22 protein-coding genes are annotated in these 24,966 nt (G+C 64.9%); 11 read left to right on the plus strand and 11 right to left on the minus strand.

From position 1 onward, the window contains the following. Positions 1–9: 9 nt before the first annotated feature. Positions 10–1,011, plus strand: coding sequence for a hypothetical protein (locus tag AC04PH_RS12505; RefSeq protein WP_483066069.1), 1,002 nt, complete (start codon positions 10–12; stop codon positions 1,009–1,011). Between the two features lie 359 nt (positions 1,012–1,370). Further along, complete coding sequence (locus AC04PH_RS12510) at positions 1,371–2,663, plus strand: O-acetylhomoserine aminocarboxypropyltransferase/cysteine synthase family protein (protein ID WP_483066070.1); 1,293 nt, start codon at positions 1,371–1,373, stop codon at positions 2,661–2,663. Between the two features lie 45 nt (positions 2,664–2,708). Here AC04PH_RS12510 and AC04PH_RS12515 read toward each other — a convergent pair whose 3' ends face one another. After that, the gene (locus tag AC04PH_RS12515) at positions 2,709–3,434 is read right to left on the minus strand and encodes an SIMPL domain-containing protein (RefSeq protein ID WP_483066071.1); all 726 of its coding nucleotides are present in this window, start codon (positions 3,432–3,434) and stop codon (positions 2,709–2,711) included. 175 nt (positions 3,435–3,609) lie between these two features. Between AC04PH_RS12515 and AC04PH_RS12520 the strand changes: the two genes are divergently transcribed. Next, a complete protein-coding gene (locus tag AC04PH_RS12520; protein WP_483066072.1) occupies positions 3,610–6,345 on the plus strand; it encodes a hypothetical protein in 2,736 nt (911 codons plus the stop codon). Between the two features lie 54 nt (positions 6,346–6,399). Here the strand turns inward: AC04PH_RS12520 and hppD are convergent, their stop codons facing one another. Next, a complete protein-coding gene (gene hppD, locus AC04PH_RS12525; RefSeq protein WP_483066073.1) occupies positions 6,400–7,494 on the minus strand; it encodes a 4-hydroxyphenylpyruvate dioxygenase in 1,095 nt (364 codons plus the stop codon). A gap of 141 nt (positions 7,495–7,635) precedes the next feature. Here hppD and AC04PH_RS12530 point away from each other — a divergent pair, with 141 nt between their 5' ends. Both AC04PH_RS12530 and AC04PH_RS12535 read left to right on the plus strand, forming a co-directional pair. Beyond that, positions 7,636–8,091 (plus strand): Lrp/AsnC family transcriptional regulator, encoded by a 456-nt coding sequence (locus tag AC04PH_RS12530; RefSeq protein ID WP_483066074.1) that lies wholly within the window; start codon positions 7,636–7,638, stop codon positions 8,089–8,091. A 39-nt stretch (positions 8,092–8,130) separates the two neighbouring features. Continuing rightward, positions 8,131–10,047, plus strand: coding sequence for a monovalent cation:proton antiporter-2 (CPA2) family protein (locus tag AC04PH_RS12535; RefSeq protein ID WP_483066075.1), 1,917 nt, complete (start codon positions 8,131–8,133; stop codon positions 10,045–10,047). Here AC04PH_RS12535 and cobT read toward each other — a convergent pair. Next, positions 10,032–11,054 (minus strand): nicotinate-nucleotide--dimethylbenzimidazole phosphoribosyltransferase, encoded by a 1,023-nt coding sequence (cobT, locus tag AC04PH_RS12540; protein ID WP_483066076.1) that lies wholly within the window; start codon positions 11,052–11,054, stop codon positions 10,032–10,034. The two genes, AC04PH_RS12535 and cobT, sit on opposite strands and share 16 nt — an antisense overlap. Before the next feature lie 76 nt (positions 11,055–11,130). On the opposite strand from cobT, the gene AC04PH_RS12545 reads away from it, so the two are divergent. Beyond that, a complete protein-coding gene (locus tag AC04PH_RS12545; RefSeq protein WP_483066077.1) occupies positions 11,131–11,898 on the plus strand; it encodes an adenosylcobinamide-GDP ribazoletransferase in 768 nt (255 codons plus the stop codon). A gap of 1 nt (position 11,899) precedes the next feature. Here AC04PH_RS12545 and AC04PH_RS12550 read toward each other — a convergent pair whose 3' ends face one another. After that, positions 11,900–12,634: an FG-GAP repeat domain-containing protein gene (locus AC04PH_RS12550; RefSeq protein ID WP_483066078.1), complete on the minus strand. Its 735-nt coding sequence runs from the start codon at positions 12,632–12,634 to the stop codon at positions 11,900–11,902. 2 nt (positions 12,635–12,636) lie between these two features. Further along, positions 12,637–12,960: a 2Fe-2S iron-sulfur cluster-binding protein gene (locus AC04PH_RS12555; RefSeq protein WP_483066079.1), complete on the minus strand. Its 324-nt coding sequence runs from the start codon at positions 12,958–12,960 to the stop codon at positions 12,637–12,639. A 200-nt stretch (positions 12,961–13,160) separates the two neighbouring features. On the opposite strand from AC04PH_RS12555, the gene AC04PH_RS12560 reads away from it, so the two are divergent. The 3 genes from AC04PH_RS12560 to AC04PH_RS12570 all read left to right on the plus strand — a co-directional run bounded on the left by AC04PH_RS12560 (position 13,161) and on the right by AC04PH_RS12570 (position 17,002). Continuing rightward, the gene (locus AC04PH_RS12560; protein ID WP_483066080.1) at positions 13,161–13,700 is read left to right on the plus strand and encodes a peptidoglycan-binding domain-containing protein; all 540 of its coding nucleotides are present in this window, start codon (positions 13,161–13,163) and stop codon (positions 13,698–13,700) included. 113 nt (positions 13,701–13,813) lie between these two features. After that, a complete protein-coding gene (locus AC04PH_RS12565) occupies positions 13,814–14,821 on the plus strand; it encodes a TAXI family TRAP transporter solute-binding subunit (RefSeq protein ID WP_483066081.1) in 1,008 nt (335 codons plus the stop codon). A 72-nt stretch (positions 14,822–14,893) separates the two neighbouring features. Beyond that, the gene (locus AC04PH_RS12570; protein WP_483066082.1) at positions 14,894–17,002 is read left to right on the plus strand and encodes a TRAP transporter permease; all 2,109 of its coding nucleotides are present in this window, start codon (positions 14,894–14,896) and stop codon (positions 17,000–17,002) included. 56 nt (positions 17,003–17,058) lie between these two features. Here the strand turns inward: AC04PH_RS12570 and AC04PH_RS12575 are convergent, their stop codons facing one another. From AC04PH_RS12575 to AC04PH_RS12595, 5 genes are all read right to left on the minus strand, one after another. Next, positions 17,059–18,483 carry a Do family serine endopeptidase gene (locus tag AC04PH_RS12575; protein ID WP_483066193.1) on the minus strand — a complete coding sequence of 475 codons (1,425 nt, stop codon included), beginning with the start codon at positions 18,481–18,483 and terminating at the stop codon, positions 17,059–17,061. Positions 18,484–18,706: 223 nt separating this feature from the next. Then, entirely contained in the window at positions 18,707–19,114 is a 408-nt protein-coding gene (locus tag AC04PH_RS12580; RefSeq protein ID WP_483066083.1) for a hypothetical protein, read from the minus strand. A gap of 106 nt (positions 19,115–19,220) precedes the next feature. After that, on the minus strand, positions 19,221–20,102 hold the full coding sequence (gene hflC / locus AC04PH_RS12585; protein WP_483066084.1) for a protease modulator HflC: 882 nt from the start codon (positions 20,100–20,102) through the stop codon (positions 19,221–19,223). Continuing rightward, positions 20,102–21,271 carry an FtsH protease activity modulator HflK gene (gene hflK, locus AC04PH_RS12590; protein ID WP_483066085.1) on the minus strand — a complete coding sequence of 390 codons (1,170 nt, stop codon included), beginning with the start codon at positions 21,269–21,271 and terminating at the stop codon, positions 20,102–20,104. The genes hflC and hflK overlap by 1 nt, the downstream gene beginning before the upstream one ends. A gap of 69 nt (positions 21,272–21,340) precedes the next feature. After that, a complete protein-coding gene (locus AC04PH_RS12595) occupies positions 21,341–22,795 on the minus strand; it encodes an FAD-dependent oxidoreductase (protein ID WP_483066086.1) in 1,455 nt (484 codons plus the stop codon). 235 nt (positions 22,796–23,030) lie between these two features. On the opposite strand from AC04PH_RS12595, the gene AC04PH_RS12600 reads away from it, so the two are divergent. Then, a complete protein-coding gene (locus AC04PH_RS12600; RefSeq protein ID WP_483066087.1) occupies positions 23,031–23,684 on the plus strand; it encodes a hypothetical protein in 654 nt (217 codons plus the stop codon). Positions 23,685–23,746: 62 nt separating this feature from the next. Beyond that, complete coding sequence (locus AC04PH_RS12605) at positions 23,747–24,094, plus strand: hypothetical protein (protein WP_483066088.1); 348 nt, start codon at positions 23,747–23,749, stop codon at positions 24,092–24,094. An 8-nt stretch (positions 24,095–24,102) separates the two neighbouring features. On the opposite strand, the gene rpiA is transcribed toward AC04PH_RS12605, so the two are convergent. Further along, on the minus strand, positions 24,103–24,891 hold the full coding sequence (rpiA, locus tag AC04PH_RS12610; protein ID WP_483066089.1) for a ribose-5-phosphate isomerase RpiA: 789 nt from the start codon (positions 24,889–24,891) through the stop codon (positions 24,103–24,105). Positions 24,892–24,966: the final 75 nt, after the last annotated feature.

The raw sequence follows: 24,966 nt of genomic DNA on the forward strand, positions 1-24,966 counted from the left end.
GAGCGGATTATGGCGAAGAAAAAGGCATCAAGCCAGCCATTCAACATCATGATCGTCGGTCAGGCCGGGCGGCTGGAGCACGAGGCGCTGCTGTTCGTGGCCTCATTGCGGGCGATGTCGCCCGATTTTGCGGGCCGGATGATCGTGGCCGAACCGCAGCCGGGGCCATTGTGGGACGACGATCCGCGGATCGGCGACGATATCCGCGCGGCGCTGGAGGAAAACGGCGCGGAGATCGTACCGTTCCAGTCCGTGCACTTCGGCCAGTCCTATCCTTACGGCAACAAGATCGAGGGGTTGGCGACCCTGCCCGCCGGCGAACCCTTCGTATTTTTCGACACGGACACGCTGATCACCGGGGATATCATGTCGGTGCCTTTCGATTTCGACTGGCCAGCCGCGTCGATGAAACGCGAAGGCACATGGCCCGAGGAGGAACTCTACTGGCCCGGCTACACCGCGATCTGGAAATCGCTCTACGACCGCTTCGGTCTGGATTTCGAAAGCTCGCTCGACCTCAGCCAGCCGGATGAATACTGGCAGCGGTATCTCTATTTCAACGCGGGCTGGTTTTTCGGGGCCGATCCCGCCGCGTTCGGCCAACGGTATCTGGACTGGGCGGTCTCCGTGCGCGACGACAGACCGGAACCGCTGGTCGTGCAATCGCTCGACCCCTGGCTGGATCAGGTGGTGCTGCCGCTGGTGATCCATTCCTTTGGCGGCGGACGCCCCGGGCCGGAACTGGACGGTCTGGATGGCGACATCACCTGCCACTATCGTCTGCTGCCGCTCTTCTACGCCCGCGAAAGCGATCACGCGGTCAAGGTGATGGAGGATGTCGCGGCCCCCAACAAGATCAAAAAATGGCTCAAGCAGCATGATGCCTTCAAGAAGATGATCTTTCACGGGCGCGGGCAGAAGGTGCGCGCGATGTTCGACCGCGACGACCTGCCGGTAAAGGAAAAACAGATCCGCAACCGGATCAAATCCGCAGGTTTCTGGGTCCGCTGACGATGGTTTGACCGCGATGTGCGGCTGCGCCGCATTTCAGGCTTTTGCATGATTGAGGCGGCACCGGCGTCGGTCCGCAGCCCATGATCCTGTTTGCGGCGACCGCACTTTTGGGGGCGCTGCCCCCGTGGCCTGCGGCCCCTCCCCCGAGGTATTTTTGACCGGATGAAATCAGCAGGCTTGCTCCGCGGGCCGCCCGCTTGTCCGGTTTGGCTGGCCTGATAGGCCGCTGAACGCGGAACATGGTTCCAAAGGATGCACCGAAACCGGACCGGACGGTCCGAAGACCGGGCGGCACGTTGCACAGGCGGCGGGATTGGCCCTACACAGGGTGCAAAATCATCCAAGGGGAGAGATCCATGTCCGACACTACATCCTATGGCTTCGACACGCTGCAGATCCACGCGGGCGCGCGGCCCGATCCTGCGACCGGCGCGCGGCAGGTGCCGATCTACCAGACCACCGCCTATGTGTTCCGCGATGCCGAACATGCCGCGGCACTCTTCAACCTGCAGGAGGTCGGCTACATCTATTCGCGCCTGACCAACCCGACGGTCGCGGCCTTGCAGGAACGCATCGCCACGCTGGAGGGCGGTGCGGGCGGTGTATGCTGTTCGTCTGGTCACGCGGCACAGCTGATGGCGCTGTTTCCGCTGATGGCACCGGGGCGCAATATCGTCGTGTCCTCAAGGCTTTACGGCGGGACGATCACGCAGTTTTCGCAGACGATCAAACGTTTCGGCTGGTCGGCGAAATTCGTCGATTTCGACGATATGGACGCGGTCAAAGCGGCCATCGACGACGACACCCGCGCGGTGTTCTGCGAGGCCATCGCCAACCCCGGCGGGCATATCACCGATCTGGACGCGATCAGCGCGATTTCGGACGATGCGGGCATTCCGCTGATCGTGGACAATACATCGGCCACGCCCTACCTCTGCCGCCCGATCGAGCACGGCGCGACGCTGGTGGTGCACTCGACCACGAAATACCTGACCGGCAACGGCACGGTCACCGGCGGTTGTGTCGTCGATTCGGGCAAGTTCGACTGGGCAGCGAACGACAAGTTCCCGTCGCTGTCCGAACCGGAACCCGCCTACCATGGGTTGAAGTTCGCCGAGACCTTCGGACCGCTGGCCTTCACATTCCACGGCATCGCCATCGGTCTGCGCGACCTGGGCATGACGATGAACCCGCAGGCGGCGCACTATACTTTGATGGGGATCGAAACATTGTCGTTGCGCATGGACCGGCATGTGGAAAACGCAGTGAAGGTCGCCACATGGCTGGAGAGCGATTCCCGCGTGGATTACGTCACCTACGCCGGGCTGCCGTCTTCGCCCTACAACAAGCTGGTGCCGAAGATTTGCCCGCGCGGGGCCGGGGCGCTGTTCACCGTCGCCGTGAAGGGCGGTTATGACGCCTGTGTGAAGCTGGTGGACAGTCTGGAAATCTTCAGCCACGTCGCCAACCTTGGCGATGCGCGGTCGCTGATCATCCACTCGGCCTCGACCACGCACCGGCAGTTGACGGCAGAGCAGCAGGAAGCGGCGGGTGCCGGCCCGGGCATCGTGCGCCTGTCCATCGGGATCGAGGATGCCGACGACATCATCGCCGATCTGGATCAGGCGCTGGCCAAGGCTGTCGCCTGACATCATGGCCAATTCGCCGCCCCGGAATATCGGGGCGGCGACCTCTCATTCGATCAGGTACACCAGCGTCACGCGCGCGCTGATCGCGATTTCGCCCGGCGCGACCGGCACCTCGCGCACGGCGGAGGAGGCAAACGACGCCTCTGCCACCACGGGGGCATCGTAGGCGCGGTACCCGCCCGATCCGCCTTCGGTCAACTGCTGCAGCGGACCGAGCGCCACCCCGGCGGCCTCGGCGTAAAGTCCGGCCAATCTGCGGGCTTCGATCACCGCGGCGAGGCGCGCATCATCTTCCGCGTTTTCAGGGTCTTGCAGGCCGAAGCTCACCCCGTTCAGCGCATTCGCGCCCTCGCCGACGGACCGTGCGATCAGATCACCGAGAAGGGTCAGATCACGCACCTCTACGATCACGGTGTTGGCGGCGGTGTAGCTGTCGATCCGGCGATAGTCGGTGTTGCCGAGGACCGTCTGGCCATATTGCGGCGTCAGCCGGACACCCGTCGTCTGGATGTCGCCGGGGTCGATGGCGAGCGACGTGATTTCCGCGAGCATGGCCGCGGTCCGGTCGCTGGCCTCATTCATGGCGGCGTCGGGTGTGTCGGCGGCGGCGCGGACGCCGATGGACACGGTGGCCAGATCGGGAGCGACGCGCAGTTCGGACGTGCCATTGACCGTCAGCGTGCGCAAGGGCGGCGGCGCCACGTCCTGCGCGGTTGCGACGGTTGGCGCGGCACTTGCCAGAACGGCGATCAGGGTCAGGAATTTCAGCATCTGCGACGATCCTCGTGCGGTGTGGTAAATTGCGATTAACCTCTTTGACGCATGCTAATCGCTGTGCCTTGGCGAGAGAATGGCCGCAACTTGGAATTGGCGGGATTTTGCGCTAGGTTCCGCTCCAGGCGGAAAAGCCGTTTTGTCACGTGATCCAACCTGTTAGAGCCTTTGCATGACACCAAACTTCGCGCTTTCGCTCTCGTTCGACGGCATCCGCCTGATGCACCGCGTCACCGGCGGCTGGCATCTTGTGGGCGAAGTGGCGCTTGACGATCCCGACCTGACGGCGGCGCTGGCCTGCCTGCGCCAAACCGCGGTGGCGCTGGAACCGGGCGGCATGCGCACGAAGGTGCTGCTGCCCAACGACCAGATCAAGTATCTGTCGCTCGATACCACGCAGACCACCATCGACGATGTGCGCGGCGCGCTCGCAGGGGCGACGCCCTATGCCGTCGACGAACTGGCGATTGATTTCAACCGCTCGGGCGGGCGCACGCATATTGCCGCCGTCGCCCGCGAGACGCTGGTGGAGGCAGAGGCCTTTGCCACACAACACCGCTTTTCCCCTGTCACCTTTGCCGCGGTGGCCGAGCCGTTCACGTTCAATACCGAGGTCTTTTTCGGGATGACCAAATCCGCGCCTGCGGTGCTGGGGCCGGATGTCGTGATCGCGCGCGACGACGACCCGGTGCAGGTGATCGGCAGCGCGACCATCCCCGAACCGGACCCGGCCCCGGACGCGATGCCGTTGACCACCCGCGTGGCCGACGAAGCACCCGATCTTGAGACAGCGCTCGATGCACCGCCCGAAACCGCGCTGACGCCGGGCGTCGCGGATGACGGTGACGCGATCGACAGCGGCGGCGAGGCGGAGGAACCGCCAGAGATCGTCCCGACATTCCGCCGCGCGGCGCAGGAGGAACAAAAAGCACCGGTGGCCGATACGGACGGCGCACCGCGAAAGCCAGCGCCGAGCGTGCCTGAGATCGAGGAGCCGGTCTTTGCGACCCGCCACCGCGGCGCGACCCCGGATTCGGAAGACAAGAAGCCAGTCGTCGATGCAGGCGAAGATGCGTCGCCGGAACCTCTTTTCCGCCGCAACCGCGAGGCCGCGATACCGCCGCCGCTGCGCGTGGCGGAATCCGACGCGCCCGCACCACCCACGCCGCAGCACGTCCCCGACAACGACCCCGAACCCCGCGCGCCCGTGATTGCCGCGACGCCCGTCGTGCCGCCGATCGTGCCGGTCGCCGCTGCTGCTCCGGAACCGACGGCTGCCGCCCCCGCGTCGGAGCGGCCCGCGCGCAGAAAAACCAAACCGGCCCGCACGGCGCCGACCGGGATCGGCCCCATCGGTGGCGCGTCGGCGGCGCAGGTCGGAGGCAAGCCGCGCTTTCTGGGGCTGATGCTGACGGCCGGGCTGCTGGTTTTCCTGATGCTCGTCGCACTCTGGGCCAGCACGCTTGACGAGGACGGTCTTGCCGGGCTGCTCGGCTTTGGTCGGGACAACCCCAGTGATCTGGCCAGTGTCCCGCCCGAGGCACCGGCGCCGCAGATCCTGCAACCCGCAGTACCGGAGGTGTCCGACGCGGACGCGCCGACCGAAGAGACCGCCGCTGTTGCGGAGGACACGCCGCCGGTCCCGATTGTGACCACTGTGCCGGGCCGCGTGCTGAGCCCCGCCGAGGCCGACCGAATCTATGCCGCGACGGGCGTGTGGCAACGTGCACCACGCCTGCCCGCTCTGCCCCAGGCCGGTTCGCTGGACGGCCTGACCGAAATCGCCACCGTGCCGGTCGTGGCCCCCGTGACCCGTCCGCGCGATCTGGCGGCGGCGGCGCAAAGCCTCGATACGCCGTTCCTTGCACCGCCGAACCCAGCGCCAGCCGGGACTGTCGTGCCGCGCGACGCGGACGGATTCATCCTTGCCTCTGCCTCAGGGACGGTGATGCCGGACGGGGTGCTCGTCTATGCCCGCGCGCCGCAGATCAGACCGCCGCTGCGCCCGCAAACGGAGGTCCCCGAAGCGACCCCCGTGATCGCCGAGCCGGAGGTGGAGGTGCCGGCAACCCCGGCGCTGGATGAACCCGACGTGGCCGCTGCGCCCGATCCCGAAGTTGCCGAACCGGACGTGGCCGATCCCGATGCGGACGATACTGCGCCGGATACGGCGGTCGCCGACAGTGATGTGCCCACGACCGAGGCAGAAGCACAGACGGAACAGGCCTTTGCCGATCCCGCGTTGTTCGGCTTCCGGCCCGCGTTGCGCCCTGACGGTTTGGCTCCAGAAGCGCCGTTTGCCGACGAGGCACTGGCCGGGCTGCGCCCGTCGCTGCGGCCCGAAGGACTGGCCCCGCCACCGGAAGAGGACGTGGCCGAGGCGGAGGAAACGCCCGAGGAGGAGGAAGCCGCACCGGCCCCTGCCGATATCGCGTCCGTCATCGCGACCATCGCCGCCGCCGCCCCGCCCAGCGCGCTGGTCAATCCGACGCAGAACGCTATCGTCGCCTCGCCCCGGCCCGACACCCGGCCCAACAACTTCTCGCGCGTGGTGGCCAGCGCGCAGCAGAACGCGGCCCGCCAGCAGCAACAGCAGCAGACGACGCAGCAGGCCAGCGCGCCCGCCGTCGCATCTTCCGCTGCCGCACGGCCATCGGGGGCGATCCCGCAAAGCGTGGCCGCCGCGGCGACGATGGATGGGGCAATCAACCTGCGCAGCGTCAACCTGATCGGCGTCTATGGCCGCCCCAACGACCGTCGCGCGCTGATCCGGCTGTCGAACGGCCGTTACGTGAAGGTCGAGGTCGGCAGCTCTCTCGAAGGCGGGCGGGTGACGGCGATCGGCGACAGCGCCCTCAACTACGTGGTGCGCGGCCAGACCTATGCGCTGCAATTGCCGTCGGGCTGACGTGAAAACGGCCCGGACATGCCGAGCCGCTTTGGTTTTCCGCAGGACCCGCCGCTAGTCGGTTTCGAGCACGCCGCGCGCGACCTGATCGGCCTCGATGCTTTCGAACAGCGCCTTGAAGTTCCCCTCGCCGAACCCGTCGTCGCCCTTGCGCTGGATGAACTCGAAAAAGATCGGCCCGATGACGGTCTTGCTGAAAATCTGCAGCAGGATGCGGGTTTCACCGCCGTCGTCAACGCCCTCGCCGTCGATCAGAATGCCATGCTTGGACATCCGGTCCTTGGGTTCGTCGTGGCCGACGACGCGGTCGTATGACAAGTCGTAATAGGTCTCGGGCGGTTTGGGCATGAACTTGATGCCGTTCTCGGCGATCTGGTCGGTCGCCTCGTAAAGATCGCGCGCGCCGACGGCGATGTGCTGGATGCCCTCGCCGTTGTAACGCTTGAGGTATTCGACGATCTGGCCCGTCTCGCCGCTGTCCTCGTTGATCGGGATGCGGATGCGCCCGCAGGGCGAGGTGAGCGCGCGACTACGCAGCCCGGTGTATTTGCCGGAAATATCGAAGAAACGGATTTCGCGGAAGTTGAACAGGTCGCCGTAGAACTTGAACCACGTATCCATGTTGCCCTTGTGGACGTTGTGGGTCAGGTGATCGAGGTAGTAGAACCCCACACCTTCGGGGTGCGCGTGCGAGACCCAGTCGAATTCCGCGTTGTAGGGATTGGTTTCGTAATACTGGTCAATGAAATAGATCAGGCTGCCGCCGATGCCCTTGATGGCGGGCACGTCCATCGTCTTGCCGTCCCCTTCGTAGGGTTCGGCCCCTTTCGACACGGCGTGCTTGAACGCATGGTCGGCGTGGACGACGCGCCAGGCCATGGCGGGGGCGCAGGGGCCGTGTTCCTCGACGAAGGTGCGGGCGTGGCTGCCGGGTTCGTCGTTGATGACATAGGTGATATCGCCCTGCTGCCACAATTCGATCGCCTTGGTCTTGTGCGTCGCGGTGTGGACGTAGCCCATCCTGCCGAAAAGATCGCGCAGCTTTTCCGGCTCCGGGTGGGCGAATTCGACGAACTCGAAACCGTCGGTGCCGGCGGGGTTCTTGTCGGTGATGGTGGCTTTGGGGGCGTCGTGCGGGAAGGGTCCCATGGGGTGTCTCCTTGGATTGATCGCGGTTGATGCGAATATAGCTGCACTGGCGCGCGAACGGGGCGCAATCTGCTGGACTAAAATCTGACAAGCTGCGAAAGTTTCGCGTATTAGCTGAAAACTACGCGAGAAATTTGCACAGTGATCGACCACCTCGACCGTCGCCTGTTGTCGCTGCTCCAAGAGGACGCTACCCTGTCCGTGCACGCGCTGGGCGAACGGCTGAACCTGTCGGCGTCCCAAGCAGGGCGGCGCAAGCAGCGGCTGGAAACCGCCGGGCTGATCGCGGGTTACCGCGCCACTGTCGCGCCAGAGGCCGTCGGTCTGGGCGTGCAGGCCTTTCTGCAGATCGTCATGGCGACGCACACGGAACAGAACGCCCGCGATTTCGTGCGCCTGACCCGGACGCAGGCGCAGATCGTCGGTGCCTGGACGCTGACCGGCGAGGCCGACTACCTGCTGCGGGTCTATTGCGCCGACCTTACCGCACTGAACACATTGGTCCAGCAGGTCTTGCTGCCGCATCCCGCAGTCAGCCGGGTCCATAGCCAGATCGTGATGGAAAGAGTGAAGCCGGACGCGCCGCTGCCGCTATAGATCATTGCCTTTGCGCAGCTGCGGGGCGATACGACTGTCATGGAAACATTCCTCTTTCAGGCGACGATCTATCTGGGGGCCGCGGTCATAGCGGTGCCGCTGGCCGCTCGTCTGGGGCTGGGGTCGGTGCTGGGTTACCTGATGGCGGGCATCGTGATCGGCCCGCTGACCGGGTTGATCGGGACCGAGGCGCAGGACTTGCAGCATTTCGCCGAATTCGGCGTCGTGATGATGCTGTTCCTGATCGGGCTGGAGCTGGAGCCGCGCACGCTCTGGGGCATGCGCGACCGGCTGATCGGGCTGGGCGGCTTGCAGGTCGTGGTGACCACGCTGCTAATCATGGGCGGTGCCATGGCGATGGGCTATGACTGGGCGCGCGGCTTGGCCATCGGCATGATCTTCGCGCTGTCCTCCACCGCCATCGTGTTGCAGACGCTGCACGAAAAGGGCCTGACACAGACCAGCGGCGGGCGGTCCACTTTCTCTGTCCTGCTGACACAGGATATCGCCGTGATCCCGATGCTGGCGGTGCTGCCGCTTCTGGGGATCGGCACGCTGATGACCATTGCGCCGGACGGGTCCGTGATCCGGGCCGACGCCCACGACGCGCATCACGGGTTTTCGCTGGTCGAAGGCCTGCCCGGCTGGAGTGTCACGCTGGTCACGTTGGGGGCTGTCGCCGCGATCATCTTTGCCGGCGTCTATCTGACGCGGCCGATCTTTCGCTACATTCATCATGCCCGCCTGCGCGAGATGTACACCGCCCTCGCCCTTCTGATGGTGGTGTCCATCGCCGTGCTGATGGGCATGGTCGGGCTGTCGCCCGCATTGGGGACGTTTCTGGCGGGCGTGGTGCTGGCGAACTCCGAATTCCGGCACGAATTGGAAAGCGATCTGGAGCCGTTCAAGGGACTGCTGCTAGGTTTGTTTTTCATCACCGTCGGCGCGGGCATCAACTTTGTCCTGCTGTTCGACAGACCGCTTTACATCCTGTCGCTGACCGTCGCGGTCATGGCGATCAAGGGGGCGGTGCTGTTCACCCTGGCGGTTATCTTCCGACTGCGCGGCACCGACCGGTGGCTCTTTACGCTGGGGCTGGCGCAGGCGGGGGAATTCGGCTTCGTGCTGATCTCCTTCTCGCTGACGCAGGGCGTGCTCAGCCCCGGTCTGGCCGGAACGCTGCTGCTGGTGATCGCGATGTCGATGCTGATCACGCCGCTGCTGTTCATGCTTTATGGCTACATCAACAGCCGCGCCGCCAATCACGACGCGCCCGCCGATGACGAGATCGACGAACAGGGCACCGTGATCATCGCGGGCATCGGGCGGTTCGGGCAAATCGTGAACCGGCTGGTGCAATCGGCGGGCTTCAGCACCGTCGTGATCGACAGCGACCTGCCGACCGTGCAGATGATGCGCAAGTTCGGGTTTCGCGGCTATTTCGGCGACCCCACGCGCCCTGACCTGCTGAAGGCCGCAGGGATCGACGCGGCCAAGGTGCTGGTGGTGGCGATCGACGACAAGGCGCAGGCCAACAAGCTGGTCGCCTATGCGCGCAAGGTCCGTCCCGATCTGCATATCATCGCCCGCGCCCGCGACCGGGTGCATGTCTACGAGATGTATGCCGCAGGCGCCGACGATATCGTGCGCGAGATGTTCGACAGCTCGTTGCGTGCGGGGCGCTATGCTCTCGAGAACCTCGGGCTGAGCGAATACGAGGCCGCCGAGGCCGAGACCATGTTCTATCACCATGACCGGGCCGCGATGCGCGAGTTGGCGGACTACTGGGACCCAAGCGTTCCCGTCGCCGACAACCCGCTTTATCTGGAAAAGGCGCGCGCGCTCAACAACGATCTGGAGGCCGCGCTGGCATCGAGCCAGCAGACCAAGGAAGCCAAGACCGCCGCCCGCAAGAGGCGACGGCTGGGCGCGCGGCAGGATCAGGCGTCGGACTGACCGGCGACGACGCCCGCCTCGGCAAAGGTGGCCATGCCGGAATGGCAGGCGACGGCACCTTTCAGCACGCCGATAGCCAGTGCCGCACCCGACCCTTCGCCAAGACGCAAGCCAAGGCGCAGCAGCGGCTCTTTCCCCAGAGCGGCGAGCAGCTTTTCATGCGCCCCTTCCGCGCTGAGGTGCCCGGCGACGCAGTGATCGAGCGCGCCGTGGGCCGCCCTGTGCAGCACCGCAGCGGCGGCGGAGCAGATGAACCCGTCGAGGATCACCGGGATCCGGTGCGCGCGGGCAGCGGCGATGGCCCCGGCCATGGCGGCCAGTTCACGCCCCCCCAGACAGCGCAGAATTTCAAGCGCGTCGTCGCTGGCATGCAGTGCGAGGCCCCGCGCCACCACCTCGGTCTTGCGCGCCAGACCCGCATCATCGACGCCGGTGCCGCGTCCTGTCCACGCGGCGGCATCGCCGTCCAGAACGCCAGCGGCGACAGCGGCGGCGGCGGTTGTGTTGCCGATGCCCATCTCGCCGGTCACCAGCAGATCGGCGTTGGGGTCGACCGCGTTCCAGCCGGTTTGCAGTGCCGCGACAACCTCGCCTTCGGTCATGGCGGGGCCCTGGGTGAAATCGGCTGTCGGCGTGTCGAGGTCGAGCGCATGCACGTCCATCTTCGCGCCGAAGGCTTTGGACAGTTGGTTGATCGCCGCACCGCCGTGTTCGAAATTGGCGACCATCTGCACCGTCACCTCCGGCGGGAAGGCCGACACACCCTGCGCGCAGACGCCGTGATTGCCCGCAAAGACAATGACTTGCGGGGCGTCGATCGCCGGTGTCGCGGTGCCGCGCCAGCCCGCATACCAAATCGCGAGATCCTCCAGCCGGCCCAGCGCGCCGGGCGGTTTGGTCAACTGTCCGTTGCGATCCTGTGCGGCGGCCAGGGCCGCAACGTCCGTGGCCGGGGCGTTGGCCAGCGTGTCGCGGAATTCGGTGAGCGTGGAAAACGGCGCAGTCATCGGGACCTCATTGCAAGCGTGTTTGCATCTGTCTAACGATCACGCAACGGAGTGGAAGACCGCAAAGGGCATCGCCATGACAAAAAACGACACGGTCGCGCAGGCATGGTCGGATGTGGCCGGATCGCTGGGATTGCTGAGCCGCCTGCCGGTGCGGGTGGATGTCGGCAGGGCGCAGGCGCGGGGCGCAAACGCGGCCTGGGCCTATCCGGTCGCCGGTGCCGTGCTGGGCGCTATCGCCGCACTCTGGGCCGGCGCCTGGCTGTGGCTCGGCGTGCCGTCCACCATCGTCGCCGGGCTGGTGCTGGCGATGCTGATCGTGATGACCGGCGCGATACACGAGGACGGTCTGGCCGACAGTTGCGACGGGCTGTGGGGCGGCTGGGACCGCGACAAAAGGCTGGCGATCATGAAGGACAGCCAGATCGGCACCTACGGTGTTCTGTCACTGGTTCTGAGCCTCGGTTTGCGGTGGTTCGCGCTGACGGTAGTTCTGGCGCATGAAAACCACTGGCCGGTGCTGATCGCCGTGGCGGCACTCAGCCGCGCCGCGATGCTGCCGGTGATGGCCACCCTGCCCCACGCACGCGCCGACGGGTTGAGCCGGAGCGTCGGCCGCGCGCCCCTGAAGATTGCATGGTCAGGCGTCGCCATCGCCACCGTGGTCGCGCTGATTGCCCTTGGGTCGGGCGTGATCGGCGCGGTTGTCTTGGCGGGGGCTGTCACGCTTGGCTGGGCCATGATCGCCCGGCACAAGATCGGCGGCCAGACCGGCGATATTCTGGGGGCGACGCAGCAACTTTCCGAAATCGCGCTCCTGATCCTGATCGCGACCGGTATTTGATCTAGGCGCAGGCCAGCGCCGCCGTCAGTGACTGCGGCCCGCTATAGGGTCCCAGATCGCGCGTCACCAACACGCCCCCGGTCAACCGCGTGGCCAGAACCCGGGTCCAGTCCGCACTGGCGGTGATAATTTCGGGCACGTCACACAGCCGGATACCGCCCTCGATGGACGGATCGCGGTACTTGTGGTTGGTGTAGCCGGGCGCCGATGCCTCGGCCCGCAGCGACCACGTGTCACCCTCGCGCCGCACCTCGACCACGCGCAGCACCTTGGCCAGATGGGGCCGATCGACATAAGCGATCTCGATCCAGCCGTCGCCATCCAGATCGGCGGCACCGGCGATGGCCAGCCAGCGGTGGCGCGTGCCGATCGGTGCGCCTTCGACGGCGATCGCCATGGTCGTGCCCTCCGGGTGATCGGGGTTGTCGATCTCGTCCCAGATACGAATGACGGCACCCCTGTCGAAATAGGAAACGACGGTCAGCACCTCCGGCGTGCCGTCACCGTCAAAGTCGATCAGGCGCGGGGCGGTGTCTTCGTAAACATTTTCAAAGGTACCTGCCGCAATGGTGCGATCCGGTGCCACGGTGAACTCAATCGCGGCGTATTCGCCCCCCGCGACAGCACCGTGACCGTAGGCATCGGTCGGCAGGGCGTATTGCGCGCCGGTGATCTCGGCCCAGGCCGGCAGGGCCGAGGCCAGAACAACCGCGATGCCCCAGACCGCGCGGCGCATGATCAGATCTGCTTTTCCGGCATCTGCACCCGCAGCCCGTCAAGGTCGTCGGTGACCTTCAGCTGGCAGGTCAGGCGCGAGCGTTCGGCATCCGGCTCATAGGCGAAATCCAGCATGTCCTCTTCCATCGCGTCCTTGGCGGGAAGTTTCTCGACCCAGGCCGGGTCGACATAGACGTGGCAGGTCGAACAGGCGCAGGCGCCGCCGCAATCGGCCTCGATCCCCGGAATGCCGTTGTCGCGCGCGCCTTCCATGACGGTCAGCCCGTTGGCGACGTCGACGACGTGTTCCTTGCCACCATGTTCCACATATGTGATCTTTGCCATCTGCCTGATACCTCTTGCGACACAAATCTGCGGGCCTGTCTAAAGGCTCGGGCTGCCAGCGACCAGCCCGAAAACGGCACGATTTGTGGGCTGACGGCGACACATCGCGCGGCAGGCACCGACCGCCGCGGTGCGCACTGGCGGGTGTGTCGGGCAGCCGCTACACCGGTGTCACCCGCAACCTGTGTGACGGACCCCTGATGAGACACGTTCTGTGGAGTGGCATCACCGTTCTGACCCTCGCCGCCTGTGACCGCGCGGCGGTGCCGGTACCCGCCACCGGGCCGGTCAACGCCGTGGGTTTGCTGGACCTTGGAGAAATCGAAACCGGGCCGAACGGGCGCTGCTTTGCCAAGGCGGACAGGCCAACCCGGACCAGCATCGTCGACGAACTCGAACTTGTCGTGCCGGCCGTGCGCGATGCCAACGGCACCGTGACCGCCCCGCCGGTCTATCGCACCGTCTCGCGTCCGCAGACCGTGGCGGTCGGCGAAGGCGCGCGGTTCGAAACGCTGTGTCCGCCGAATTTCACGCCAGAGCGGGTGGCGACTTTGCAACGTGCCCTGCGGGTGCGCGGCACCTATCAGGGACCGATCAACGGGGTGCTGGACGCCGCGACCGGACAGGCGATCCGCAATTTCCAGTCCCCGCGCGGGATCGCCAGCGACCTGATCGAGGTGAAAATCGCCCAACAATTGGGCATCGTCGTGACCCCGCTTTCGGAACTGGACGCGGGTTAGCGTAAACAGGCCCGAAATTTCCCGATATCCGGTGGTTTTTTGAACGGCAGCGGTTAGTCTTTGCGCACCGGGTCGGACCAACGACCCATTCCTGGGAGGAAAACATGACATATATGAACAAGACACTTCTTGCCGCCGGTGTGGCACTGGCCACCGGCCTGTCGGCCCCCGCCGCGATCGCGGAAGAAGCCAACTACATCCTGGCCACCGCCTCGACCGGCGGAACCTACTACCCCGTCGGCGTGGCCCTTTCGACGCTGGTGAAGGTCAAGCTGGAGCCGGGCGAAGGCATCGGTATGTCCGCGATCAGCAGCGCGGGATCGGGCGAAAATGTGCGCCTGCTGCGCGAGGGCGAGGCGCAGTTCGCCATTCTGCAGGGTCTTTACGGCTACTACGCCGCCACGGGCACCGGCCCGCTGGAAGAGGCCGGCGCACAGGACAACCTGCGGTCGGTGTCGATGCTGTGGCAGAACGTGGAGCAATTCGCGATTTCCTCCGACGCCGCCGCGACAGGCACGATGGCCGATATGGTCGCGCTGAAAGGCTCCGCCATGGCGCTGGGGAGCGAGAACTCCGGCACCATCGGGTCGAACGCGACATTGCTGGGCGGTCTGGGCGTCGACATCTACGAAGACTATGAACTGGTCTACGGCGGCTACGGACCATCGGCCGAGGCGCTGCAGAACGGCCAGGTCGCGGGTATCGGCACGCCCGCCGGTGTGCCCACCGGTGCTATCAGCCAGTTGCTCGCATCCGCCGGTGACGGTGTGACGCTGCTCAGCTTCACGGACGAGGAAATGGCCGCGGCCGACGGCGGCAAGGACCTGTGGACACGCTATGTGATCCCTGCGGGCACTTACCCCGGCCAAACGGAAGACGTGAACACCATCGCACAGCCGAACTTTCTGGCGACCGACGCAAGCCTGTCGGAGGAAAACGTCTATCTGATCACCAAGGCGATCTATGAGAACCTGCCGTTCCTGCAGGCGATCCACCCCGCCACGAAGGTCATGACGATCGAAGCCGCGATCGCCGGTCTGCCGGTGCCGCTGCACCCCGGTGCACAGCGGTATTACGAGGAAGTGGGCGTCACGATCCCTGATCGCCTGATCGCGCAGTAACGTGCCGCGCTAGAACAACCGCCCGCGCAAGACATCCCTTGCGCGGGCTTTTCGTACTCGGGGGATGACGACATGGCGGACAAGACAGAGGCAGAGGCCGAGGGCCTTGTGCAGCGCAGTTTCACAGGCGGCATCGACCACGCGCTGTCGCTGCTTTGCGCGTTCATCGCGGTGGGGCATATCTATGTCGCCTTCGATCCGTTCATCTCCGAACTACAGCGCAATGCGTTTCACTATGCGGGTTTTGCGTTTCTCGCCGCGGTGCTGACCCCGGCCCTGCGCGGACGCACGCAAGACCGCGGCTTGCTGATCGTCGATACAGTGCTGGGGGCCGCGGTGGCCCTGTCGGCAATCTATCTAACGACGGCGGAAAACGGGATTTACGACCGCGGGGTCAAACTGATCACGCTGGACTGGATCGCCATCGCGATCTGCATCGTCGGCGCGGTCGAACTGACCCGCCGCCTGACCGGTCTGGTGATCCCGATCCTGATCGTGCTGTCGCTGACCTATATCGGGTTCTGGGGGAAATACATCAGCGGGGTGTTCAGCTTTCCGGGCCTCAGCTGGGAAACCATCGCCTTCCGCTCCGTCTATGGCGATGACGCGATGTTCGGGACCATCGCGCGGATTTCCTCGACCTACGTGTTTCTGTTCATCATCTTCGGGGCCTTCCTGCTGCGGTCAGGCGCCGGGGATTTCGTGATCAATCTGGCGCGCGCGGTCGCGGGCCGTATGGTCGGCGGGCCGGGGATCGTCGCGGTGATCGCCTCCGGCCTGACCGGGACGATTTCGGGGTCCGCCGTGGCGAACACGGCCTCCACCGGCGTCATCACCATTCCGCTGATGAAGAAGGCGGGCTTTCCGCCGAAATTCGCGGGCGGCGTCGAGGCCGCGTCGTCGACCGGTGGCCAGCTGATGCCGCCGATCATGGGGGCGGGTGCCTTCGTCATGGCCAGCTTCACCCAGATTCCCTACGAAACCATCGTCGCCGTGGCCGCCCTGCCCGCGCTTTTGTATTTCCTCTCGGTCGCGTTCTTCGTGCGGATCGAGGCGCAACGGCTTGGCCTGCAACCCATGGCAGCCGACGGCGAGACGCTGGGCTCCGCCTTCCGCAAGGGCGGCGCATCCTTCGTCATTCCCATCGCCGGTCTGATCGGGATGCTCGTGGCGGGCTTCACGCCCGCCTATGCCGCCGTCTTCGGCATCTGCGCCGTCGTGGTGTCAAGCTGGCTGACGGAAACCCGCATGGGGCCAAAGGCGGTTTACGAGGCGCTGGTCATGGGCACCAAGGGCATGGTGATGACGGCGGTGCTGCTATGCGCGGTGGGGCTCGTCGTGAACGTGATCGCCACCGCGGGCATCGGCAACACATTCAGCCTGATGATCGCAAGCTGGGCCGGGGGCAACCTGCTGATCGCCATCGTCCTGGTGGCGCTCGCGTCGCTGGTGCTGGGCATGGGGCTGCCCGTGACGGCGGCCTATATCGTGCTGGCCACGCTATCGGCCCCGGCCCTTGCTGGCATGATCGCCGACCGCTTCGTGATCGACGCGATGGCGGCGGGCACGCTGGGGGATGCGGCCAACGCGATCCTGATGTTCGGCATCCCCGAACGCGCAGCGGAACTGGGCCAGGCGATGTCCTATGACAGCGCATCGCAGATCGTGCGCGGCCTGCCGCTGGAGGTCGCGGCACCGCTGCGCGATATCGTGGTCCCGACAGAGGTGACGGTGGCCGCCGTGCTGTCAGCGCATATGATCATCTTCTGGCTCAGCCAGGACAGCAACGTGACACCGCCGGTGGCGCTCGCCGCCTTCACCGCCGCCGCCATCGCCAAGGCACCAGCCATGGCCACGGGGTTCGCAAGCTGGAAGCTGGCGAAAGGACTTTATATCGTGCCACTGATGATCGCCTACACGCCCTTCCTGTCAGGGGATTGGGGCGTGATGCTGCTGATCTTCGGGTTCGGCGTGTTCGGCATCTACGGCCTCGCCGCCGCCCTGCAGGGCAGCATGGAGAACCCCATCGGCTGGCAGATGCGTGTGGTGGCGGGTGTGCTGGGGGCGGCCTGCCTGTGGCCGGGTCCGTTGTGGATGCACATCGCGGCGGCCATCGGTATCGTCGTGCTGCTGGTGTTCAACAAGCGCGGGGTCGCGGCCACGCATGTGACCGGCACCTGACACGAAAAGGGGCCACCCCGGCGGGCGGCCCCTCAACACTCGCGATGACGGGACGGTTATTCCTCGTCAAGCACCAGCGCCACGAAGCGCGGGTCGCCACCGCGCCGCACCAGCAGCAGCAGCGATTTGCGTCCGGCGTCGCGGGCATCGGCGATCCGGTCTTCCAGATCGGACACGCTCACGACCTTCTGCTGACCGGCCTCGGTGATCAGGTCACCGACGACGAGGCCCTTGGACGCGGCTTCCGACTCCGGGTCGATTTCCGTGATCACCAGACCGCTGTCGGCGGACAGGCTGTATTGCTCGGTCAGTTCCGGCGTGATTTCCGACAGCGTCAGTCCAAGGATATCCGCCTGCTCAGGCGCTTCCGGCTCTCCCGCGGCGGGGAAGGCCGTCGCTTCGGATGTCTCGCGGCGGCCCAGCACGACGGTCAGGCTTTCGCTCTCGCCGTCACGCAGGACGATCACCGGCACTTCTTTACCCACAGGTGAATTGCCGACGATGCGGACCAGTTCGCGGGTATTCTCGATCTCGATCCCGTCGAAATTGACGATCACGTCGCCCGATTCCATCCCGGCGTCCTCTGCGGGGCCGGCGGGCACATCGGTGACCAGCGCACCGCGCGCGGTGTCCAGCCCGTCGATGGCGTCGACCATATCAGGGGTGACGTCTTGAATGCGCACACCCAGCCAACCGCGACGGGTTTCACCGAACTCCTGCAACTGATCCACGACGTTGGTGACCACTTCCGACGACATCGCGAAACCGATCCCGATAGAGCCGCCGGTGGGCGACAGGATTGCGGTGTTCACGCCGATGACTTCGCCATCCATGTTGAACAGCGGCCCGCCGGAGTTGCCGCGGTTGATCGCGGCATCGGTCTGGATGTAGTCGTCATAGGTGCCCGACAGCGCCCGGTTGCGCGCCGATACGATCCCGGCGGAGACAGAGAACCCCTGCCCCAGCGGGTTACCCATCGCCATGACCCAGTCGCCCACGCGCGCGCCTTCGGCGTCGCTGTCGCCGAATTCGACGAATTGCAGCGGCGTGTCGTATTCGACCTTCAGCAGCGCAATATCGGTATTGGGGTCGGTACCGACCAGTTCGGCGGGCAGCAGTTCGGGCGGCTGGCCGTCACCGGGGAAAAATTCGATCTCGATCTCGTCAGCACCCTCGATGACGTGGTTGTTCGTCACGATGTAGCCGTCGGCCGAAATCACGAAGCCCGAACCCAGCGCGGACGACCGCCGTGGCTGGCCGTCGCCCGGATCGAGGTCGCGGAAGAAATCCTCGAACGGGGAGCCTTCGGGCACGATGCCCTGCGGCCCGGTCCGTCCGGCGACAGTTGTGGATGTGGTGATGTTGACGACCGCCGGGCTGACCTGTTCGGCCAGATCGGCAAAGGTTGCGGGGCGGGTCTGCGCCTCGCCCATGGTGGGGGCGGCGACGGCCAGCGCCGCGACAAGCGCAAGCCCGCCCATCATCGCGGACAGCATTTGTCGCGCGCCGGTGCGCTCTGCCTGAATTGCAATCGCTCTTGAGGTCACGTCTCTCTCCTAGCTTGGTGAATGGGGGTGGCCCTGCCGCCCCCATGCGTCTTGTGTTTGTCTATGTAGGACATAAAAGACACAACACAAATGTTGATCGCAGGAATTGACGGTCCTGTGATTTGACGGGGCGAAGGTCAGTACGACTCGCGCCCCCTCAACCGCCAAGCAGGGCGGGGACGAGGTCGTCGGCACGTTGCACGACTACCGGATCGCCCAGTGCTGTCACCATGTCGAGCGGTATCTGCGCAGTCGTTTCAGCGCGTGCCACTACCGGCGCGAGACCGTCCGGCATGAAGGCGACGTAGAGACCCTTGCGCAGCAAATCGAACACCGCCGACCAGAACGCCGCGTGCTGGCAGGGGCGCATGGCCGTCACGGTCGTGGCGCGACCGTCCGTTTCCTGAATATGCAGTGTCAGGGCGTTACGGTCATCGTACCGCAGCACATAAAGGCCGTCTTTCCCGTCCTGCGTCGTCACGCCAAAAATGTCGCGGACAGTGGCGAGCGGCAATCCATGCGCCGCGCCGTCCTGAAATCCTTGCATGTAAAGTTCGGTGCTCACGTATCAGGCTCCATCGGTCGGCATGATTATAAGCGGGCCAGCTATACGAAAAAAGCCCCCCGCAGATGCGGGAGGCTTTTGGGTGTTCGCATCAGCGATACCGGCTTTACTGATCGGCGCGCTGGCCCTGATCGCTTTTCAGATAGTTGAAAAACTCCGAGTCGGGCGACATGACCATGCTGGTCGTGCCTGGATTCAGCGCGCGGGAATAGGCCGTCATCGAGCGGTAGAATTCAAAGAATTCCGGGTCCGCGCCGAAACTTTCGGCAAAGATGGCGTTGCGTTCAGCATCCGCCTCACCACGGGCGATTTCGGCCTGGCGCGTGGCATCAGAGACCAGTTCGACCACGGTTCTGTCGGCGGTCGCGCGGACACGCTGCGCGGCCTCGTTACCGCGGGCGATTTCGTCGGCGGCCTCGCGTTCACGCTCCGCCTCCATCCGCTGATAGGTCGCGTTGAGGTTTTCCTGCGGCAGATCGGTCCGCTTCAGACGCACGTCGATCACCTGCAGACCAAGCGCGTTGGCCTGCGCAATCGCCTGATTGCGGATACGCAGCATCAGCGCGGCCCGGTCCACCGACAGGATATCGTTGGAGGACACAGAACCCAGCACCTCGCGCGTTTCGGCGCGCAGGATGCTGTCAAGGCGACGGGCCGCGGCCTCTTCACCGCCGTCACCGACGGCCTGTCGGAACCGTTCCACATCGGCGATCCGGTAACGGGCGAAGGCGTCGACCACGAGACGACGATCATCCGATGGCGTGACCTCAAGCGGGTCGAGGTCGCGGCTGAGGATACGGTCGTCATAGCGCACGACGTTCTGGATCACCGGGATGATAAAGCCCAGCCCGGGTTCCTCCTGCACACGCACGATCTGTCCGAATTGCAGCACCAGCGCCTTTTCCCGTTCATCCACGATAAAGACCGAAGACAGCAGCCCGATCACGACCACGAGGACGGCGGGCAGCAAAAGTGTCGTTTTCCGCATCAGTTCGACCCTCCGTTCGCGGGCGCCGGGGCGCGGCGCAATTCATTGAGCGGCAGGTAGGGCACGACGCCCTGCCCGGCACCGTTGCCGGTTTCATCAAGCAGGATGATGTCGATCCCGCCAAGCACTTCTTCCATCGTTTCGAGGTAAAGACGCTTACGGGTCACCTCCGGCGCTTTCTCGTATTCCTGCAACACGGCAGTGAAGCGCGACGCCTCACCCTGCGCCTCGTTCACGACCTGCGACCGATAGGCCTCGGCGCGTTCGAGAAGCTGAGCGGATTCACCGCGCGCCTCCGCCACGACGCGGTTTGCATAGGCGTCGGCCACGTTCTGCAGCCGGTCACGCTCCTGCTCGGCGTCCTGCACGGCGCGGAACGCGGCGATCACCGGCTCCGGCGGGTCCGCCTTGTCAAAGTTCACACGCACGATGTTCACACCGGAATCATAGCTGTCGAGCGTCGACTGGATCAGATCGCTGAGCCGGTCGGCGATGGCACCCCGGTCACGGTTCAGGATCGGTGCCAGATCGGACTGCGAGATGATCTCGCGCATCGCCGATTCCGCCACCGCCTCGATCGTCTGCGGAGGGTTTGCCAGGTTGAACAGGTATTGCTGCGGATCGGTGATGTTCCAGACGACCTGGAAGTCGATGTCGACGATGTTCTCGTCACCCGTCAGCATCAGACCCGCATCCATACCGGAGCGTTGTGTGCCGATGTCGATGTTGCGTTCCGTCGTCACCGCCAGCACTTCGCGGGTGACGATGGGCCAGGGCGCAAAGTTCAGGCCCGGACCGCCGGTTTCGCTGTAGCGGCCCAGCATCAGTTCGACGGACCGTTCTTCCGGCTTCACCGTATAGAACGACGCCATCAGCCAGAGGATCAGCGCACCCAGCAGCCCAAGAACAATCATGCCGCGGGTCACGGCGAAACCGCCGCCGCCACCGCTGCCGCCCGGCCGCCGAGGGCCATTGCCGCCGCCGCCCATCAGAACGCGCAGCTGTTCGCGGCCCTTGTTCATCAATTCGTCGATTTCGGGAATCTGCGGGCCATCGTTGCCCGGCCTGCCGTTTTGCGGATCTCGCCCGCCACGGTCGCGGCCATCATCGCCGCCGCCCTTTCCGTTATTGCCGCCGCCGCCCCAGGGGCCACCGTTATTTCCAGCCATTGTGCTTCCTATGCTGTGTCTGCTCGTCGCAGACCCTTATACTGTAATGTGTGGGTGCCCGGTGCAATATCAAGCTGTGCGCACCGGTTCCTTCATGGTCACCAGTTCCTCCGACATCGTCGGGTGAACGGCCACGGTGCGGTCGAAATCCTCTTTCGTCGCACCCATCTTGACCGCAATGCCCGCAAGCTGGATCATTTCGCCCGCGTGATCTGCGACGATATGACAGCCCAGCACCGTGCGGTTTTCCTTGCTGACGACCAGTTTCATCAGCACCCGGTCGTCGCGGTCCGCAAAGGCGGACTGCATCGGCCGGAAGGACGTGCAGTAAACCTCGATCTCTTCCTGCGCCGCCGCCTGTTCCTCTGTCATGCCGATGGTGCCCAGTTCGGGCTGGGTAAAGACCGCCGAGGGGATCAATTCGTGATCCACCGGCGTCGGGTTGCCTTTGAACACCGTTTCGACGAAAGCCATGCCCTCGCGGATCGCCACGGGCGTCAGTTGCACCCGGTCGGTCACGTCGCCGATGGCATAGATCGACGGCACGGCGGTCTGACTGTATTCATCCACCGCGATCGCGCCGCCGCGGCCGATCTTCACGCCCACGTCCTCCAGTCCCATGTCGTCGCTGTTGGCCGCCCGACCGGTGGCGAAAAACACATGATCGAACACCTTTTCGATGCCGTTGCTGGCCTTCACCCAGATCGGACCCGCCGCCTTGGGATCGGTCTCGCTCTTGTCGTTGTCGGACAGGTCGCGCGCTTCGGCGCCGGACGCGGCGTCCGAATTGGCACCGCCGGAGATATGCTCTGCATCCGGTGACCCCATTTCGGTGATCACGGTGCCGGTATGAATGTCGATGCCACGGGCGCTCATGCTTTCCTGTAACAGGCCGCGCGCCTCGTCATCGAAGCCGCGCAGGATGCCCGCGCCACGGTTGTACATCGTCACCGCCACGCCCAGCCCGTGCAGGATGCAGGCAAATTCGCAGGCGATATAGCCGCCGCCGACGATCAGGACGGAGTCCGGCAGTTTTTCCAGCAGGAACATATCGTTGGACACCAGCCCCAGATCGGCGTTCTTCATGTCCGGACGCACGGGCCGGCCACCGGTGGCGATCAGGATATGCTTGGCCGTGACCGATTTCTTGCCCATCTGCACGGTGTGCGCGTCGGTCAACCGGGCGCGGGCGTCGAAAATCTCGACATCGGAGTTGCCCAGAAGTTTGCGGTAAACCCCTTCGAGCCGGTCAAGCTCCGTATGCAGTTTCTTGCGAAACGGCTGCCAGTCGAAACCGCTGGACTTTACCTTCCAGCCGTAGGCCTGCGCGTCTTCCATCACACCACCATAGCCCGACGCGAAGACCATCAGTTTCTTGGGCACACAACCACGGATTACGCAGGTGCCGCCCATCCGGCTTTCCTCGGCGATGGCGACCTTGGCCCCTGTCGCCGCAGCGACCCGCGCCGCGCGCACGCCACCGGACCCGCCGCCGATCACAAACAAATCATAGTCAAAGGCCATCCGCGTGTTCCCGTTCCAATGCGCATCGATTTCGCGCAACCTAATGAGCCGCCGTCACAACTACAACACGGCGTGTCGGTCACGTGCCGGTGCATCCGAAAGGGACCGCTGCGATAGCGCGGCTTACCCAAATGGGTGATGACCGACCGCACGATCCGCCTTAACCGTTTGTTAAGGTCGTTCTGCACTGCTGCGGGCGGCTGCAAAATTATTGAATGCATAAAGGGGAAAAATCATGAATACCAAGATGCTGACCATCGTCCTGCCGCTCGGCCTCGCCGCCGCCTGTTCCGGCGGCGGATCGTCGAATATGGATCCCGGTGGCCCGACGGAATATGAACGGCTGGTCAACGACACGCAGATGCTGCTTGATCGCAACCAGTACGAAAGTTTCGGGTCATTCTCCAACTACACCGACGTGGCCGATATCCCGACGCGGGCGACGATTGCGATGGAAGGCAATGTCGCGCTGTTCTTCGACGGCGCGCCGACCGTGGCACAGGCGTCATCGGCCACCCTGCCCCCGCCCAGCCATATCGGCGAGGCGAGCCTGACGGTCTATATCGGCAACGAGACAAGGGCGCCACTGACCGGCGTGGCGACCAATTTCTACGATCAGGCCAGCACCGGCGCCTATAGCGGCAGCCTCACGTTCTCCAACAGTGTGCGCCGTTTCGGGGCCGCCAATACGCCCAACGATGCCTTCCTGACCGTCGATGTGGACGGCACCATCACCTCTCCCGAAGGTGTGGCACATACCGTCGATGCCAGCGCCGGCGGCGTTCTGGTCGGGCCGGACGGTGTCGACGGGATCGGCGGCATCATCAACGGCACCGTCACCGTCGACGGCGTCGAAGAGGTCTTTGTCGGGGCCTATGCCGCTGACTGACGCATACCACCCCCGCGCTGCCGTATGACGGCGCGGGGAAACCCCACATCAGGGAGACCGAAATGATACACGCACTCAAGTCACTGGTAGTCACCGCCGCCTGTGCGGCCCTTGCGGCCTGCGCGGTGCCGAAGACCGAAGGCTCCGACCTCGCGGCGATCCTCGACCGGCAGCTGAGCAATGATACAGGCACGATCGTCATCGCCTCCGACGGCACGTTCTCGGGCACGATCGACGGGCAGCCACTGACCGGCACATGGCGCGAAACGGATGGCTTTTTCTGCCGCGAGGGCACGCTGGGCACGACTCCGGTTTCCAATACCTGCCAGACCGTGAACGTCACCGGGAACACGCTGACGCTGGTGCGCGACCGTGGCCGTGGCCGCGCGACCCGCTACACGATCAGCTAGCCGCGACCCTAGTCCGCGAAATCGGCAAACAGGTTTTCGTCTTCCAGAAAGTCGATCCGGCCCTGTTCGACCGACCCCTTGTTGATGTCGCGGACCTCCACCCGGCCGTCGCCGAATCCGATGACGACGACATCGCAGATGTCGATGAACAACCCGTTTTCAACGACACCGGGGATCTGGTTGATCACAAGGCTCAACTGACGCGCGTTGCCGATCCGGTTCAGATGCAGGTCGAGAATATGGTTGCCCTCGTCCGTGAAGAACGGGGCATCGCCGTTCATCCGCAGGCTGGCGGTGCGGCCCAGCACATCCATGCCGATCAGCGTCTCCTCGATCAGGGTCTTGGTCGTCTGCCAGCCGAAGGGGATCACCTCAACCGGCAACGGGAAAGCGCCCAGCGTCTCGACCTGCTTGGATATATCGGCGATCACGACCATCTGGTCGCTCGCAGTCGCCACGATCTTTTCCTGCAGCAACGCACCGCCGCCGCCCTTGATCAGGTTCAGGCTGCCGTCATACTCATCGGCCCCGTCGATGGTGACATCCAGCCACTTTGCCTCGTCCAGCGAGATCACCTCGATCCCGACATCGCGGGCCAGTTGCGCCGTGCGGCTGCTGGTCGGCACGCCTTTGATGCGCAGCCCTTCGTCGCGCACCATATCGCCCAGACAGCGCACAAGCCACGCCGCGGTGGACCCGGTGCCGAGGCCGACTTTCATACCCGATTCCACATAGGTCGTGGCCTGTTTGGCCGCGACGAACTTGGCCTTGTCGATGGGGGAAAGGGTCGATGACATCTTGTTGGTCTCCGCGTTTTGGGGTCGATCTTAGGATAACGCCGGCGGCACGCGCGCGCCAGACCGCAATCCCGT

The organism is Yoonia sp. KMU-150 (assembly GCF_056858355.1).

Excerpts from the sequence above, each read along its gene's own strand:
- hflK (WP_483066085.1), bottom strand. The coding sequence starts at position 21,271 with ATGGCTGGAAATAACGGTGGCCCCTGGGGCGGCGGCGGCAATAACGGA.
- AC04PH_RS12575 (WP_483066193.1), bottom strand. The coding sequence starts at position 18,483 with ATGGGCGGGCTTGCGCTTGTCGCGGCGCTGGCCGTCGCCGCCCCCACC.
- AC04PH_RS12515 (WP_483066071.1), bottom strand. The coding sequence starts at position 3,434 with ATGCTGAAATTCCTGACCCTGATCGCCGTTCTGGCAAGTGCCGCGCCA.
- AC04PH_RS12545 (WP_483066077.1), top strand. The coding sequence starts at position 11,131 with ATGACAAAAAACGACACGGTCGCGCAGGCATGGTCGGATGTGGCCGGA.
- AC04PH_RS12550 (WP_483066078.1), bottom strand. The coding sequence starts at position 12,634 with ATGCGCCGCGCGGTCTGGGGCATCGCGGTTGTTCTGGCCTCGGCCCTG.
- AC04PH_RS12535 (WP_483066075.1), top strand. The coding sequence starts at position 8,131 with ATGGAAACATTCCTCTTTCAGGCGACGATCTATCTGGGGGCCGCGGTC.
- AC04PH_RS12560 (WP_483066080.1), top strand. The coding sequence starts at position 13,161 with ATGAGACACGTTCTGTGGAGTGGCATCACCGTTCTGACCCTCGCCGCC.
- AC04PH_RS12595 (WP_483066086.1), bottom strand. The coding sequence starts at position 22,795 with ATGGCCTTTGACTATGATTTGTTTGTGATCGGCGGCGGGTCCGGTGGC.
- AC04PH_RS12510 (WP_483066070.1), top strand. The coding sequence starts at position 1,371 with ATGTCCGACACTACATCCTATGGCTTCGACACGCTGCAGATCCACGCG.
- AC04PH_RS12505 (WP_483066069.1), top strand. The coding sequence starts at position 10 with ATGGCGAAGAAAAAGGCATCAAGCCAGCCATTCAACATCATGATCGTC.
- AC04PH_RS12600 (WP_483066087.1), top strand. The coding sequence starts at position 23,031 with ATGAATACCAAGATGCTGACCATCGTCCTGCCGCTCGGCCTCGCCGCC.
- rpiA (WP_483066089.1), bottom strand. The coding sequence starts at position 24,891 with ATGTCATCGACCCTTTCCCCCATCGACAAGGCCAAGTTCGTCGCGGCC.
- AC04PH_RS12570 (WP_483066082.1), top strand. The coding sequence starts at position 14,894 with ATGGCGGACAAGACAGAGGCAGAGGCCGAGGGCCTTGTGCAGCGCAGT.
- AC04PH_RS12565 (WP_483066081.1), top strand. The coding sequence starts at position 13,814 with ATGAACAAGACACTTCTTGCCGCCGGTGTGGCACTGGCCACCGGCCTG.
- AC04PH_RS12605 (WP_483066088.1), top strand. The coding sequence starts at position 23,747 with ATGATACACGCACTCAAGTCACTGGTAGTCACCGCCGCCTGTGCGGCC.
- AC04PH_RS12555 (WP_483066079.1), bottom strand. The coding sequence starts at position 12,960 with ATGGCAAAGATCACATATGTGGAACATGGTGGCAAGGAACACGTCGTC.
- cobT (WP_483066076.1), bottom strand. The coding sequence starts at position 11,054 with ATGACTGCGCCGTTTTCCACGCTCACCGAATTCCGCGACACGCTGGCC.
- hppD (WP_483066073.1), bottom strand. The coding sequence starts at position 7,494 with ATGGGACCCTTCCCGCACGACGCCCCCAAAGCCACCATCACCGACAAG.
- AC04PH_RS12520 (WP_483066072.1), top strand. The coding sequence starts at position 3,610 with ATGACACCAAACTTCGCGCTTTCGCTCTCGTTCGACGGCATCCGCCTG.
- hflC (WP_483066084.1), bottom strand. The coding sequence starts at position 20,102 with ATGCGGAAAACGACACTTTTGCTGCCCGCCGTCCTCGTGGTCGTGATC.